Below are 15467 nucleotides of genomic sequence, written 5' to 3' on the forward strand. Positions count from 1 at the left end.
GGTTACTTTTGTGGCGACAAAAGTAACTGGCCCTCCCGCGGCCAAGAGCGGGTATACGCCATGCCTACCGGCAAATAGATCCTTCGCTCCACTCAGGATGACAAACTTTTTAAAAAGACTGCTTTAAACCGCTGCCACCGCCTTCTTCCTAAACCTCCCTTTCACCACCACAAACCCAATCAGCAAAACAGCAATAAAGCTCCCGGCTTTAGGCAGATAATCGCCATGCTCTACATAAAAGGTCAGTTCGGAGTTAAGGTTGATATCCTGTTTTATGGCAGCTTGTGTCCACCATTTGGTTTGCTGTACAATGTCGCCGCGCTGGTTGATGAAAGCCGAGATACCGGTATTGGCCGAACGCGCCACCCAGCGCCGGGTTTCAATGGCCCGCAGCTTGGCATAATCCAGGTGCTGATCTTTACCCGATGTATTTTCCCACCAGCCATCGTTGGTAATAACAGCGATAAACTGGGCGCCTTTGCGTACCGAACGCGCCACATATTCGCCCCAGATAGATTCGAAACAAATCACCGGATCGGCACCGATACCACTTTGTGAGTAAAAAACACCCGCATCAGGCTGGCTGCCATAAGCCCCCGTAGCACCACCCAAATGTTCAAATACAGGTTTTAAAAAGGATAACGCATTCCCAAATGGCAGCGATTCTGCCCCTGGTACCAGTCTCGATTTATGATAGATCTGTACATTGCCGCTATTTTCAATAGCCAGTGCCGAACTAAAATTATCCGCGAATACACCAGGCTGTTGTGTAGGACTGGCTGTTGGGGTCGCCCTGTTATTATAAAACCGGTAGGTTTCACCCCCGGTAATCAGGGTGCTGTTTTTGTATTTGCGTAAAAAATATTGGGCCTGTTTAAAGTAAATATTACTGTTGATGCCATCCTCGTTCATATACTCCGGAATGGCGGTTTCGGGCCATAAAAAAAACTCGGTATTCGGCTGGGCTACACTTCGCGACAGGTGGATCATGATATCGATCTGCAGATTGGCGGGGATACTCCCCTCCTTTTCATAAGGATCGATATTGGGCTGAACCGCCACCACGTTGGATGGGTTTTTCTGTTCGGTATAGTTATAATAGGTGTATAACGAAAAGCTTATCGGCAACAAAATCACCAGCACAAACGCGCTGATGAGTTTCAGGCGTAGCTTTTTTGCCTGTGCTTCGCGTAAGCCTATATAAATTAAAAACGCCAGTATGTTTACTACCCATACCCAAATAGTACCGCCATAAACACCCGTATACTCATACCATTGTATCCATTGGTGGCTCACCGCAAAGCCGTTACCCAAAGTCATCCACGGGAAATTCAGATCCCAGCTTTGGTGCAGATATTCGTAACCTATCCATAAACAAACCAGGCCTGCCAAACTCCAGCCCCGGCTGGTTACTAACCTTAAGCGGTAATACAGCCAGCAAGCCAAAGCCATCAGCAATGGCCCCAGTGCGTATGGGATCAGCGTAATGGGAATAGCCACCAGTTCGCCCACCATTTTCAGGGCATTGTATACCCAGTAAACGGAGGCTGTATTCCAGATAAAAAAGCCGATAAAAGCCAGGGTGAATACTTGTTTCCCTTTTTTGGCTGAGGTTGATTGAATAATGTTTTCTATCGCCAGCAACATCGGCACAAAACCAATAAACAGCAAAAAGGTAGTATAAGGTGTAGGCGGCCAGGCTATCCACAGCAACAATCCGGAAAGTATGGCTAAAGGAAGGTTTTTTTTCATTTGTTTAATATATCCCAATCGTCATTGCGAGGTGCGAAGCAAGAGCCCCCTCTAAATCTCCCCCAAAAAGGGAGACTTCAAAAAAGCATTTTAAAGCCCTCTCCTTTGGAGAGGGTTGGGTGAGGCTTCGTGCCTCGCAATGACATGTTTTTTATTTTTATTTGCTTTCCCAGGCTGTCATGCTGAGCCCGTCGAAGCATGGTCGGCAGGCCTCTGCGCGCGTCCTTCGACAGGCTCAGGGTGACAGTCCCTGTTTTTATTCCTCTTCGTCGTCTTTATATTTATTCTTTGATGTTTTGGCTTCGGCACCGGCCACACAGATCACAAACTCCCCTTTTGCAGGGTGTGTTTCATAATATTGCTTTACCTCGATTACGGTACCGCGAACAGTTTCTTCGAACATTTTGGTAAGCTCGCGCGATACGGATAACTGGCGATCGGCCCCAAAATAAGTCGCCATTTCGTCCAGTGTTTTCAGTAAACGGTGCGGCGATTCATACAGTATGATCGTACGCTCCTCGGCAGCCAAAAATTTATAACGCGTTTGCCTGCCTTTTTTCAGCGGCAAAAAACCTTCGAAACAAAACTTATCTGTAGGGAAACCAGAATTTACCAGTGCAGGCACAAAAGCTGTAGCACCAGGCAGGCATTCTACCGCGATATCAAACTTCAACGCCTCACGAACCAGGTAAAAACCCGGATCGGATATGGCTGGTGTTCCAGCATCAGATATCAGGGCGATATTTTTCCCTTCCAGCAAAAATTTCACGATCTCGTTAGATGATTGATGCTCGTTATGCTGATGATGCGAAAACACTTTCTGATGAATATCGAAATGCTTGAGCAATGGCGCCGACGTACGCGTATCCTCGGCCAGTATCAGGTCGGCCTCCTTCAAAACACGTATGGCCCTCAAGGTAATATCCTCCAGGTTGCCAATTGGGGTGGGTACTAAGTAAAGTTTACCTTTTTCGTTCATGGTTGATGGTTCATAGTTCATGGTTAGGGATCATGGTTGATGGTTCATAGTTCATGGTTTTTGCAAATCAACTATGAACCATAAACGAAAAACCATGAACTATGAACCATAAACTATGAACTAATTATATCTTTGCCTAAAAATAAAATAATGCTGCAAGTTAGTTATATCCGCGATAACCGGGAACAGGTTTTAGAACGTTTGGCTGTAAAAAATTTTAAACAGACCGAGCTGGTTGATGAAATAATTCAGTTAGACGATAAACGCCGTCAAACACAAACCAGTATGGATAACGTTTCGGCCGAGGCCAATTCAGCCGCCAAACAAATTGGCGACCTGATGCGCGCGGGTAAAAAAGATGAAGCAGAAACCATCAAAGCCAAAACCGGCGCATGGAAAGAGGATATCAAAAAGCTGGGCGAGCAGCTGGCTTTTATTGAAGAGGAACTATACCAAAAGCAGGTTCTGTTGCCTAACCTGCCCCACAGCTCTGTGCCCAAAGGCGTAACCCCCGAAGAAAACGAAGTGGTGCTGGAAAACGGCTCAAAACCCACGCTGCCTGCCGATGCCCTGCCGCATTGGGAACTGGCCGCTAAATACAACCTGATCGATTTTGAACTGGGCGTTAAAATAACCGGCGCCGGCTTCCCCGTATATAAAAATAAAGGTGCTAAATTACAGCGTGCTTTGATCAATTTCTTCATTGACGAAGCCGAAAAAGCAGGCTACGGCGAAGTAAGCGTGCCTCTGATGGTAAACGAAGCATCGGGCTTTGGTACCGGGCAACTGCCGGATAAGGAAGGACAGATGTATCATGTTGGTGTTGATAACTTATACCTGATACCAACTGCCGAAGTACCCATCACCAACCTGTACCGCGATGTGATACTGAAGGGCGAAGATCTGCCGGTAAAAAACTGCGGGCATACCCCATGTTTCCGCCGCGAAGCGGGTTCATACGGAGCGCACGTACGCGGTCTGAACCGCCTGCACCAGTTTGATAAAGTAGAAATTGTTCAAATAGTACAACCCGATCGCTCTTACGAGGTTTTGGAGCAAATGAGCGCCCATGTACAGGGCCTGCTGCAAAAATTAGGCTTGCCTTACCGCGTATTGCGCCTTTGCGGTGGCGATATGGGTTTTGCATCGGCCCTCACCTACGATATGGAAACCTGGAGCGCCGCGCAGCAACGCTGGCTGGAAGTATCATCCGTATCCAACTTCGAAACCTTCCAGAGCAACCGCCTTAAACTGCGTTTCCGTAATACCGAAGGTAAAACCCAGCTGGCTCACACCCTCAACGGCAGCGCCCTGGCCCTGCCCCGCATTGTGGCCACCCTACTGGAAAACAATCAAACCGAAAAAGGCATCCGAGTACCGGAAGTACTGGTACCATATACTAAATTTGAGTGGATTGATTAAAGCATCGTCCTAAACTTATACTCCCATACTCCACGCGTCATTGCGAGCGTAGCGTGGCAATCCCCTATTTGCAGAGCCGCTCTGTATAGTTAGTGATTGCCACGCTCGCAATGACGTTGTTAATTAAACTCGCCCCCTTCTACAAATACTGCCGAAACTCCTTCCTAACCGCCAAAGGCTTCTTCCCGGTAATCGCTTTAAAATGCCGGTTAAAATTGGAAAGGTTGGAGAAACCCGATTCGTAACTGATGATCACCATGCTATAGTCCGTCTCTTTCAGTAGTTTGCAGGCATTATTAATGCGCACTTCCAGTAAAAAATCAAAATAGCTTTTCTGCACCCGCGATTTAAAATACCGGCAAAAAGCATTCGGGCTCATGTAAATAACAGCCGATATCTCTTTTAGGGTGATCACCCGGTGAAAATTATTCAGCGTGTACAGATAAATTTTGGTGAGCCTGGTTTCATCACCCGCGTTAAAGGTATGCTGTTGTATCTGGGGGTTTATAGGGCGGTATTCTTTTTCGCTGGCAATCGGCGCCAGTAATTGCATTAGTAAGGGAATCCGCTCGCTGGCTGTGGCATTAAGTAACTGGTTTAGCAAAACTTTCAATCGCGTACGCAAACTACCCTGAAACGCGAGCACGTTTCCGGACCGGTGTATCACCGTGCGCAGGTATTCGTTTTCGGGCAGGCTGATAAACTGCGCGCCGAATATCTCGGGGTTAAAATGTAGGGTAAGCAATTGTACAGGCAATTTTATCCGGCCTTGTTTCTGCAAAGGATATTCAAAAGTATGGGTATCAAACCGGAATAAATGCGGCAGATTTCCGCCCAGCATCAGCAAATCTCCGGCGGCAACCGGTTCTATTTTATCACCTACCAGCAGTACCCCATGCCCTTCGATAATATAAATGAGCTCAATTTCGGGGTGATAATGCAGTTCATTATAAGAGTGATAATGCCCCGTAAGCTCCAAACTAAACGACTGATTAGCCGGTGTACTCAACTTTTTTAACCGCGCGCGCATTGGTAATTACTGAATTAGTGGGTTAGTGAATTAGTAATTTTTTATCGCCTCCGAAGATCCTTGTTCCTGCTACATAAATCCTTACTTTATTATATAAACTATATCATTTACACTTTTTTATGTTAAAAATAGGCATAATTGGTTAATATAGTATCATTTATTGTGTAGAACATCCTGTTTCCAAATGAGCTATCCGATAGTTTTGTAGAAAAAAATGCAAATGAATTAGTCCCGATTTTTTAAGACACGCCAGGCATGTAAAAAATCACTAATTCACTAACCCACTAATTCAAAATTATTCAGCGATGGAAACAACAAACTATATTTTGCAACTCAACGAGGCTGGCATTAATGATATCGACCGCGTAGGCGGCAAAAATGCGTCGCTTGGCGAAATGCTTCAAAATTTGAAACTATTGGGTATCGACATTCCCTTTGGGTTTATTGTGGTTGCCGATGCTTACTATAGCTTCATAAAATACAATAAGCTCGATGTGTTTATCAGCACCATCATCGCCCAAACCAATGTGGATGATCTGGAACAACTTAAAAGATGCGGTGGCACCATCCGCGGACTTATCCGCGATGGAAAATTTCCTGAAGATATCAAAACGCAAATTGCCGGTGCTTATACCGCCTTATGCGCCTACTATGATAAAACAGATGTTGATGTGGCCGTCCGATCATCTGCAACTGCCGAAGATCTGCCCGATGCTTCTTTCGCCGGACAACAGGATACTTATTTAAATATAACCGGCACCGATGATCTGCTGAATGCCATACGTGATTGTTTTGCATCGCTGTTTACCGATCGGGCTATTAGTTACCGCAAAAGCTTTGGGTACGATCATTTCCGTATCGGGCTTTCGGTTTGTGTACAAAAAATGGTGCGTTCGGATATCGGCGCCTCCGGCGTAGCTTTTTCGCTTGATACAGAGAGTGGATTTAAAGACGTGGTGGTGATCAACGGCGCCTTCGGCCTGGGCGAAATGGTTGTTCAGGGAGCCGTAAAGCCCGATGAGTTTACCATATTTAAACCGTTGCTGGGCAAACCGGGTCTGCGCCCTTTAATCGAAAAAAAATTAGGCACTAAGGATAGTAAGATGGTTTATGGCGAAGCTAATGAGCCGCGTGTAAAAGTAGTGCCTACTACCGAACCCGAAAAGGCACATTTTTGCCTAACTGATGATATGGCCCTGCAACTGGCCAGTTGGGTGGTTGCCATCGAAAATTACTACACCGCGCTTAAAGGCCGCTGGTGCCCCATGGATGTGGAATGGGCAGTTGATGGCGAAACCAGACAGCTTTACATTGTACAGGCCCGGCCCGAAACCATTCACTCACGCAAAGCGCAGCAAACCCTGCAGGTATTTACCATGGATGTCAAAGCCAAGAGCACGCAATTGCTATTACAGGGTATTGCCGTTGGCGACAAGATAGCATCCGGAAAGGTACACTTATTGGACAACGTAGATACCGTTTCCCTGGCGCAACTAAACTTTAAGCCAGGCGATGTATTGGTAACCGGCATGACCGACCCCGACTGGGAACCCTTGATGAAAAAGGCGGCGGCTATAGTCACCAATAAAGGCGGGCGTACCTGTCATGCCGCTATTGTGGCACGCGAGTTGGGCGTACCGGCCATTGTGGGCTGTGGCAATGCTACCGAATTATTGAGCACAGGTATGCAGGTAACCGTATCCTGCGCCGAGGGCGAAAACGGCTACATCTATGCCGGAGATATTCCGTTTAAAATACAGGAGTATGATCTGAGTACGCTCCCATCTGTTGATACCCCCATCATGATGAATGTGGCCTCGCCAGATATCGCATTTAAGCTGGCCGGTTATCCGCATCGTGGTGTTGGCCTGGCGCGCGAGGAGTTTATCATCAGCAATTATATTAAAATACACCCGCAGGCCTTGCTACAACACCGGGAGCTGAAAGACGAGGCCCTTACCGCGCTGATTGAAGATACCATTAAGGGTTATGCCGATGAGCAAACTTATTTTATAGACAAGCTCTCCTTCGGGATTGGTAAAATAGCTTCGGCTTTTTATCCGCATAAAGTGATTGTACGGTTCTCTGATTTTAAAACCAACGAGTATGCCAGCATGCCCGGCGGCAGTTATTTTGAACCATCTGAGGAAAACCCAATGATTGGCTGGCGGGGAGCTTCCCGCTATTACTCTGCTGCTTATAAGGAAGCATTTGGTATGGAATGCCGCGCCATCAAAAAAGTGCGCGAAACCATGGGACTCAAAAATGTGGTGGTCATGATCCCTTTTTGTCGCACCATCAACGAGTTGCTGCGGGTTTACGAAACCATGAAGGAATATGGCCTGGTTCGCGGCGAAAACGGCTTGGAAGTATACCTGATGGCTGAAGTTCCATCCAACGTGATCCTGGCCGATCAGTTTGCCCGGTATATTGACGGGTTCTCTATCGGATCAAACGACCTCACCCAACTGGTGCTTGGGCTCGACCGTGACTCGGCTCTGGTAGCGGAGATCTATAACGAACGCAATGAAGCGGTAAAAATGATGATCTCACAATTGATCAGGGCAGCGAAAAAGGCCGGCATTAAGGTGGGTATCTGCGGCCAGGGACCATCAGATTATCCCGACTTTGCCCAGTTTTTGGTGGAAGAAGGCATCGACAGTATCTCCATAACTCCCGATTCGTTTCTGAAAACCGTTGAGGCGATCAAGAAAATAGAAGACCAGGCTACCTATCAAGTAAAGCAGATTGCCTGACATTTTTATATAGTACCGACAAATAACAATAAAAGCGGCCCTGAAGAAGCCGCTTTTTGTTATTATCAGAGTATGTCTTTGCTTGCACTAAGCATTTCCTTTAACTACATTTGGGATAAACACGTTTACACATATGAAGAACAAATACCATTACCTGCTGGGGTTAAGCGGCAGCATATTGATTGCTGCCTGCAGTCAAAATAAAAAGGAAGATCAGGAATCCCTCAAAGCCATAACTCCCGACGAGATCAAATCGCACATCGCGGTGCTGGCCAATGATTCACTGTTAGGGCGCAAGCCTTTTACTCCCGGTGAAAACAAAGCCATAGCTTATATCTCATCGGAATTTAAAAAAGCCGGATTAGAACCCGGCAATAACGGTGGTTATTTACAGGATGTGCCCATGGTGGAGATCACCAGCCAACCATCCGAAACCATGGAGATCAGCGGTGCTAAATCGCCAATGAGCCTGCATAAACTCACGGATTTTGTAACCTTTAGCCGCCGCGAGGTTGATTCGGTACAACTTAAAAACTCGCCGCTTGTTTTCGCCGGCTACGGTATTGTCGCCCCCGAGTTTCACTGGAATGATTATGCCGGGCTGGATGTAAAAGGCAAAACCGTAGTTGTGCTGGTGAATGATCCCGGCTTTAAAAGCGGCGATCCTACCATATTTAAAGGCGATACTATGACCTATTACGGCCGCTGGACCTACAAATTTGAAGAAGCCGCCCGCCAGGGTGCCGCCGGCGTGATCATTGTGCACCAAACCGAGCCTGCCAGTTATGGCTGGGAAGTGGTATCCAACAGTAATTCGGGCGCTAAACTTTACCTTACCCAGGCAGACAAACATATGTCCCGCTGCAAGGTGGAAGGCTGGATCACGGAAGACGCCGCTAAAAAACTATTTGCTGATGCCGGTATCACCGGCGATCTGCGCGCTATTGCCCGCAGCAAAAGCTTTAAGGCTGTTCCGCTTAACCGCTCAGTTTCTTTAACTATCAACAATAAGCTTAAATATTCAACCTCGCATAATGTTATTGGCACCATCAAAGGCAGTACATCGCCAGGTGAGTATATTTTGTATACCGCTCACTGGGATCACCTGGGCATTGGCAAACCCGATGCCAAAGGCGACAGCATTTATAACGGCGCTGTTGACAATGCCAGTGGTGTAGCCGCTATCATCAGCGTAGCCAAAGCATTTCAACAGGCCAAAGAAAAACCCAAACGCTCCATTGTATTTTTAGCGGTAACTGCCGAAGAACAGGGTTTACTGGGCTCGGAGTATTATGCCACTCATCCCGTTTATCCGCTCAACAAAACCATTGCCGATCTGAACATGGACGCCCTGGGCAGCTATGGCGAAACCAAAGACATCGCTATCACCGGCAAGGGTCAAAACGATCTGGAAGATTATGTGGCCGATATAGCCAAAGAGGATGGCCTCACCACCGTAGGCGACCGTCACCCGGGCGCGGGCAGCTATTACCGGTCTGATCATTTTAATTTTGCCAAACTGGGTGTTCCGGCACTGGATATTAACAATGGCAGCATCAGCAAAACACAGGGAGCTACTTACGGCGAAGACAAGCAAAAGGAATATAACTCGCAGCGCTATCACCAACCGGCTGATAATTACAGTGCCGATATGGACGCTACCGGCATGGCCCAGATTGCTGATATCCTTTACCGTATAGGCACCAAACTCAGTAACGAAACCACCTTTCCCGGCTGGAAACCGCATTCGGAATTTAAGGCTGTGAGAGATAAGGCAGTCAATGGTCGATAGACCATGGTCCATGGACTATCGACTATGGTCAATTAACCAATGAACAAACAAAAAATCCACCCCGTAACAGAAGGTGGATTTTTTTTGATATATATATATAGTGAAACTATCATCCCCCAAGGGCTTGTTTAGTTGCTCATTTTAGCAATATTGAAGCTTTCGATAGCCATTTGTTTGTTGTAATCGGTGGCTATGTTTTTATAGTTGATCAGGTCTACAACAGTACCGATAAGGCAAAAGCCACCGGTAAAAAAGTAAACCAGGCCCATGCCTATCTGGTCGGTCATAAAGCGCTGCACGCCTGATACGCCAAGGAATCCAAGCAGCGTGGCCAGCAGAATATCCTGTGGGTTTCTTCTTTTGTTGCCGTAAATACCTATAAAATACCGTTGCTGATCTTCGGTTAATGAGGCTAATGCCTGTTGTAAAAAGGAAAACTCTTCGGGAGTAATACCTTCAAACATCATATATGGATTTGGGTAAGTGTTCATTTTCGTAGCGTTTAAGGTTATCGTTTGTTTGATGATATAAAGGTATTACGATAAGCAAAACGAGCCTATGGAAAACTGGTTAGCAGCAGGAACATGTCGGTGAGCGGGGAAGTTTTGGCGGTGAAAATATAGAGCCGGGATCATGGAGCGAGGATCGAGGTTCAGGACTTATGCGTTGTACGATGTTTTTATGCTACTCCTTCTTAAAAACCCGAATCCCGCTCCCCGAACCGCGTAACACGAGTTACGCTCAAAACATAAATCCGGTGAAAAATAACGACCACGGCAGGGATGCCCAGCCAATGGGCGTGAAAGGAATTGGGGATATCGCCGTGGAACAAGTAAATGATGGAATGTCCCAGTCCGCAGCCAGGGCACCATTTAAAGCCCATCAGTTTTAAGGGGCACAGTGTAAAATGCGATTCAGCGCCCGGCGTACTAAAAGCCAGGGCAAGCATAGCCGCTACCCAGAAAAACAGTTCAAAATATTTTGAAAAGAGCCTTTTAATCAACCTTGTTCGCTTTGTTATGATACAACAAAGATACGGCAAAGGCCAGTAATACGCCCACCAACAAAGCCCCGAATATGCGGCCCGACGAGGCCTCCATTACGTTGCTCATAGATACATGCGCATAGCTAAAATATAATATGGTGGCAAAAATGGTTACAATACCTCCTGCAATTAATATTTTAAAACTTTGTATCAAGGCTTCCAAAAAGCCCATCTGTCCTTTACAGTCGTTTTTACGATAGTTGTAGATCCCTATAAGTAACCCAAGGGCCGGAATCAGAAATGAAAAGTACTCCAGTGTGGCCACCTTTTCGTCGGTTGGTGAGATGCCCGAACCGTGCATCACAAACATCCAAGCTCCACTTAATACGCCAATGACAATACCCCAAATAATTGCATTCTTCATGGTTATAAAATTAGGTTAAAACAATAGGTAGGTTATAATGATAAGTTTATTCAATTTACTATTAAAAAGTAATAATTCATAGAGATTGTTTCATTTTGGAACAAAGTTTTTTGGAGTAAGGACTATGGACTGTGATATGATTGGATCGTTGGACCTTAGTATGATTGAACTGTAATCCCCAAAACCTTATAATTCCAAAGTCATATACGCTAAAAGTCTCCTATTCCTAAAATCCAATAGTCCCCAAAAGTCCTATCATCTTTTTCCGTATATTTGCGCAGTTTTGAACATCCGTGATATTTTAGACAGATATAAAGCTGATGACAGGATAAAAGCGTTGGCAACTGCGCTAAACGCTTCCAAAAATCCAAGGATACAGCTACGTGGTTTAGTCGGATCAAGTGATTCGGCCATGGCGGTAGCTTTGTATTTTTTGCAGCACAAACACATGGTATTTGTACTGCCCGATCGGGAAGAAGCCGGTTATTTTCAGGCCGACCTGGAAAACCTTACCGGTAAGGAAGCTCTGCTTTTCCCTTCCTCCTACCGCAAGCCCTTTGAATTTACCCAACCCGATAGCAGCAATGTACTGGCACGCGCCGAGGTACTGAATGAGCTTAACCACTCTACCGAGTTTGGTCAATTGATCGTAACCTACCCCGAGGCCCTTGCCGAAAAAGTAATCGACCGCTCATCGCTCGAAAAAAACACGCTCGAAATAGCCGTTGGCAGCAAGCTGAGCATTGAGTTTATTAACGAGTTTTTAATTGAGTATGATTTTGACCGGGTTGATTTTGTGTACGAGCCCGGGCAATTCTCTGTTCGCGGGGGTATTGTTGATATCTTCTCGTTTTCGCATAACCTCCCTTACCGGGTAGAGTTCTTTGGCGATTTTATTGAGTCGATCCGTACATTCGAGATTGAAAGCCAGTTGTCTGTTGAGCAGGTTAAAAGCATCACCATTGTACCCAATGTACAATCCAAGTTTTTAACCGAAAGCAATATTTCCCTGCTGGAATATGTGGAACCCGGCACCCAGGTATGGATCAAAGACGTACAGTTTACGCTTGACATTATCCAAACCGGCTTTAAAAAGGCGGTAAACCTATGGAAGGCCCTATCTGCTGAAGAAAAAACGCAGAACCCCGAATGGATAGACCCTAAATTTGGTTTCACCGACGAGAAACTGATAGCCGATCAGCTATTTGATTTCCCTGTGGTAGAATTTGGCAAACAGTTTTTCTATCAGCCTACGACGTCTATCAATTTTGATATGCGGCCGCAGCCATCTTTCAATAAGGATTTTACGCTGCTGATTCACAATTTTAAAAACAACGAGGCCGATAAGATCGAGAATTTTATCCTCACCGACTCGGCCCGGCAGGTAGAGCGTTTATATGCAATTCTGGATGATCTGGATAAAACCGTAAAGTTCACCCCCATCAGCGTTTCTATCCGTGAAGGTTTTGTAGACCATGAACAAAAACTGGCCTGCTATACCGATCACCAGATATTTGACCGCTACTATAAATACAAGCTCAAAAAAGGTTACCAGCGCTCGCAGGCGATCACATTGAAAGAACTGCGCGACCTGAAACCCGGCGACTACGTTACCCATATTGACCACGGTATAGGCAAATACGCAGGCCTGGAAAAGGTGGAGGTTAACGGCAAACAGCAAGAGATGATCCGCCTGATTTATGCCGATAATGATCTGCTGTATGTAAACATCAACTCGCTTAACCGCATATCTAAATACAGCGGTAAAGAGGGCATGGTGCCTAAGATGAACAAGCTGGGCACCGATACCTGGGAGCGTTTGAAGAAAACAACAAAAAAAAAAGTTAAGGACATAGCCCGCGATCTGATCAAGCTTTACGCTCTGCGTAAGGCCCAGCAGGGTAATGCCTTTTCGCCCGATAGTTACCTGCAAACCGAGTTGGAAGCCTCCTTCCTTTACGAGGATACGCCAGACCAGGAAAAAGCCACCGCCGACTTTAAAAAGGACATGGAATCGCCGCACCCGATGGACCGTCTCATTTGCGGAGATGTAGGCTTTGGCAAAACCGAGGTTGCCGTTCGCGCGGCATTTAAGGCCGTAGCCGATAGCAAACAGGTGGCTATATTGGTACCAACCACCATTTTAGCGGCACAGCACTACAAAACATTTACAGACAGGCTCAAAGGCTTCCCGGCTAATATTGATTATATCAACCGGTTTAAAACCAGCCGGCAGATCAAGGATACTTTAGAGAAGCTGAAAGAAGGCAAGGTGGATATCATCATCGGTACACATCGGCTGGTGAGCAAGGATGTGAAATTTAAGGACCTGGGGCTGATGATCATCGACGAGGAGCAAAAATTCGGCGTATCAACCAAAGAAAAACTGAAACAAATGCGTGCCAACGTGGATACGTTAACGCTTACCGCCACGCCTATTCCGCGTACGCTTCATTTCTCGTTGATGGGGGCACGTGATCTTTCCATCATCTCCACACCACCGCCCAACAGGCAGCCCGTAGTTACAGAGTTGCATGTGTTTAACGATACGCTGATCAAAGAAGCGGTAGAGTTTGAGCTGGAACGTGGCGGACAGGTATTCTTTATCCATAATCGCGTGGCCGATCTCCCGCAACTGGGTGGTATGATCCACAAGCTGGTGCCTAAGGCCCGTGTGGGTATTGCCCACGGACAGTTAGAAGGTGACGCGCTGGAAGATGTGATGCTGAAATTTGTGAACCACGAGTATGATGTATTGGTGGCCACTACCATTATTGAAGCCGGTTTGGATATCCCGAATGCCAATACCATCATCATCAATTACGCTCACATGTTTGGCCTGAGCGATCTGCACCAGATGCGTGGCCGTGTAGGGCGGAGCAATAAAAAGGCGTATTGCTATTTGTTAAGTCCGCCATTGTCTACCTTAACCAGCGAAGCCCGCAAACGCCTGAGTGCGATTGAAGAGTTCAGTGACCTGGGCAGTGGTTTTAACGTGGCCATGCGCGATCTGGACATCCGGGGCAGCGGCAACCTGCTGGGCGCCGAGCAAAGCGGCTTTATTGCCGAGATCGGGTTTGACATGTATCACAAAATATTGGACGAAGCCATACAGGAGTTAAAAGACGATGAGTTCAAAGGCGTTTTCCCCGATGAAAAACCACGTCCGTTTATTTCCTTTACCCAAATTGATACCGACCTGGAGATCCTGATCCCCGATGAGTACGTGACCAATATATCGGAGCGTTATAACCTGTATACCGAACTATCCAAGCTGGAAAACGAGGTGGAATTGGCCGCTTTTCAACAGCAACTGCATGACCGTTTTGGTAAGGTACCACCACAGGTTCATGATCTGCTGAACACCATGCGCATGCAATGGCTGGGCAAAGCCATCGGCTTTGAAAAGATCTCGCTTAAAAAGAATGTATTGCGGGGCTATTTTATCAGCGACCAGCAATCGGCATATTTCGAGACAGACGCCTTCCGCAATGTGCTCACTTTTGTGCAATCAAACATGCGTCGTACCAACCTCAAAGAAGTAAAAAACACCCTGCGCCTCAGCATTGAAGGTGTAAACAGTATTGATCAGGCCCTGTTGTTCCTGAGTGAGATTGCGGGCATGGTTGGGGTTGATTAGGCACCCATTTCTATAACAATCGCCATTGCGAGCGCAGCGTGGCAATCCCCGATTAGCAGGGCAAATATGCAAAGTCGCTCTGTAACGTTAGGGATTGCTTCGTACCTCGCAATGACGTTGGGGCTATATTTTCTTATAAATATCTCTCAAATTTCTACCCATTTCCTGGTAATCCAGGCCATAACCTACAACAAACTCATTCTCGATCTCAAAACCTACATATTTCAGCTCCTCAATAGGGCTAAGTAATGCCTCCGGCTTTAGTAATAAAGAGCATACAGCTATGGATGCAGGGTTACGTTTTTTTAGTTTATCAATGAGGTAATGCAGAGTATTGCCGGTATCCACAATATCCTCAATAATTACTACATCACGGTCTTTAATATCCATGATCAAATCAATATCATCGCGGATCTTCAGCTTGCTGGTAGTGCCACCATAGTACGAGGCCAGTTTAGTAAAGGCAATTTCGCATGGGCGATCAATTTCTTTGATCAGGTCGGCTATAAATAAAAAACTGCCGTTCAGTACGCCAACAAATACCGGGATACTGTTCTGATAATCGGCATTTAATTGCTGACCAATGGCTTTAGTGCGTTCAACTATTACTTTTTCGCTAATGAGGGGTTCAAATTCGAGATCGGCAATTTTAATTTTCATACGAGGGGGATTACTTTAATGTTTGGG

The 15467-nt window shown here is 46.3% G+C and carries 11 protein-coding genes; 4 read left to right on the forward strand and 7 right to left on the reverse strand.

Going from position 1 to position 15467, the window contains the following annotated elements; translation table 11 throughout:
* Positions 1–123 precede the first annotated feature (123 nt).
* A complete protein-coding gene (lnt, locus tag FHW89_RS06355; RefSeq protein ID WP_172334183.1) occupies positions 124–1752 on the reverse strand; it encodes an apolipoprotein N-acyltransferase in 1629 nt (542 codons plus the stop codon).
* A gap of 256 nt (positions 1753–2008) precedes the next feature.
* Positions 2009–2752 carry a 16S rRNA (cytidine(1402)-2'-O)-methyltransferase gene (rsmI, locus tag FHW89_RS06360; RefSeq protein ID WP_172334184.1) on the reverse strand — a complete coding sequence of 248 codons (744 nt, stop codon included), beginning with the start codon at positions 2750–2752 and terminating at the stop codon, positions 2009–2011.
* Positions 2753–2881: 129 nt separating this feature from the next.
* On the opposite strand from rsmI, the gene serS reads away from it, so the two are divergent.
* The gene (serS, locus tag FHW89_RS06365) at positions 2882–4153 is read left to right on the forward strand and encodes a serine--tRNA ligase (RefSeq protein WP_172334185.1); all 1272 of its coding nucleotides are present in this window, start codon (positions 2882–2884) and stop codon (positions 4151–4153) included.
* 139 nt (positions 4154–4292) lie between these two features.
* Here serS and FHW89_RS06370 read toward each other — a convergent pair whose 3' ends face one another.
* Positions 4293–5183, reverse strand: coding sequence for an AraC family transcriptional regulator (locus FHW89_RS06370; RefSeq protein WP_172334186.1), 891 nt, complete (start codon positions 5181–5183; stop codon positions 4293–4295).
* 305 nt (positions 5184–5488) lie between these two features.
* Between FHW89_RS06370 and ppsA the strand changes: the two genes are divergently transcribed.
* On the forward strand, positions 5489–7939 hold the full coding sequence (ppsA, locus tag FHW89_RS06375) for a phosphoenolpyruvate synthase (protein ID WP_172334187.1): 2451 nt from the start codon (positions 5489–5491) through the stop codon (positions 7937–7939).
* Positions 7940–8072: 133 nt separating this feature from the next.
* The gene (locus FHW89_RS06380) at positions 8073–9731 is read left to right on the forward strand and encodes a M28 family metallopeptidase (protein ID WP_172334188.1); all 1659 of its coding nucleotides are present in this window, start codon (positions 8073–8075) and stop codon (positions 9729–9731) included.
* 128 nt (positions 9732–9859) lie between these two features.
* Here FHW89_RS06380 and FHW89_RS06385 read toward each other — a convergent pair whose 3' ends face one another.
* The 3 genes from FHW89_RS06385 to FHW89_RS06395 all read right to left on the reverse strand — a co-directional run bounded on the left by FHW89_RS06385 (position 9860) and on the right by FHW89_RS06395 (position 11140).
* Positions 9860–10222 (reverse strand): TM2 domain-containing protein, encoded by a 363-nt coding sequence (locus FHW89_RS06385; RefSeq protein WP_172334189.1) that lies wholly within the window; start codon positions 10220–10222, stop codon positions 9860–9862.
* A gap of 203 nt (positions 10223–10425) precedes the next feature.
* Positions 10426–10734, reverse strand: a complete 309-nt coding sequence (locus tag FHW89_RS06390; protein ID WP_253952180.1) for a DUF2752 domain-containing protein — start codon at positions 10732–10734, stop codon at positions 10426–10428.
* Positions 10727–11140: a DUF4199 domain-containing protein gene (locus FHW89_RS06395; protein ID WP_172334190.1), complete on the reverse strand. Its 414-nt coding sequence runs from the start codon at positions 11138–11140 to the stop codon at positions 10727–10729. Before FHW89_RS06395 ends, FHW89_RS06390 begins: the two co-directional genes overlap by 8 nt.
* A 283-nt stretch (positions 11141–11423) precedes the next feature.
* Between FHW89_RS06395 and mfd the strand changes: the two genes are divergently transcribed.
* The gene (gene mfd, locus FHW89_RS06400) at positions 11424–14780 is read left to right on the forward strand and encodes a transcription-repair coupling factor (RefSeq protein ID WP_172334191.1); all 3357 of its coding nucleotides are present in this window, start codon (positions 11424–11426) and stop codon (positions 14778–14780) included.
* 123 nt (positions 14781–14903) lie between these two features.
* Here mfd and hpt read toward each other — a convergent pair whose 3' ends face one another.
* Positions 14904–15440, reverse strand: a complete 537-nt coding sequence (gene hpt, locus FHW89_RS06405; RefSeq protein ID WP_172334192.1) for a hypoxanthine phosphoribosyltransferase — start codon at positions 15438–15440, stop codon at positions 14904–14906.
* Positions 15441–15467: the final 27 nt, after the last annotated feature.

It is taken from the genome of Mucilaginibacter sp. SG564 (genome assembly GCF_013149275.1).
GTDB lineage: Bacteria > Bacteroidota > Bacteroidia > Sphingobacteriales > Sphingobacteriaceae > Mucilaginibacter.

Coding starts and splice junctions, on each gene's coding strand:
- FHW89_RS06395 (WP_172334190.1), bottom strand. CDS start 11,140: ATGAAGAATGCAATTATTTGGGGTATTGTCATTGGCGTATTAAGTGGA.
- hpt (WP_172334192.1), bottom strand. CDS start 15,440: ATGAAAATTAAAATTGCCGATCTCGAATTTGAACCCCTCATTAGCGAA.
- rsmI (WP_172334184.1), bottom strand. CDS start 2,752: ATGAACTATGAACCATCAACCATGAACGAAAAAGGTAAACTTTACTTA.
- ppsA (WP_172334187.1), top strand. CDS start 5,489: ATGGAAACAACAAACTATATTTTGCAACTCAACGAGGCTGGCATTAAT.
- FHW89_RS06385 (WP_172334189.1), bottom strand. CDS start 10,222: ATGAACACTTACCCAAATCCATATATGATGTTTGAAGGTATTACTCCC.
- serS (WP_172334185.1), top strand. CDS start 2,882: ATGCTGCAAGTTAGTTATATCCGCGATAACCGGGAACAGGTTTTAGAA.
- lnt (WP_172334183.1), bottom strand. CDS start 1,752: ATGAAAAAAAACCTTCCTTTAGCCATACTTTCCGGATTGTTGCTGTGG.
- FHW89_RS06380 (WP_172334188.1), top strand. CDS start 8,073: ATGAAGAACAAATACCATTACCTGCTGGGGTTAAGCGGCAGCATATTG.
- FHW89_RS06370 (WP_172334186.1), bottom strand. CDS start 5,183: ATGCGCGCGCGGTTAAAAAAGTTGAGTACACCGGCTAATCAGTCGTTT.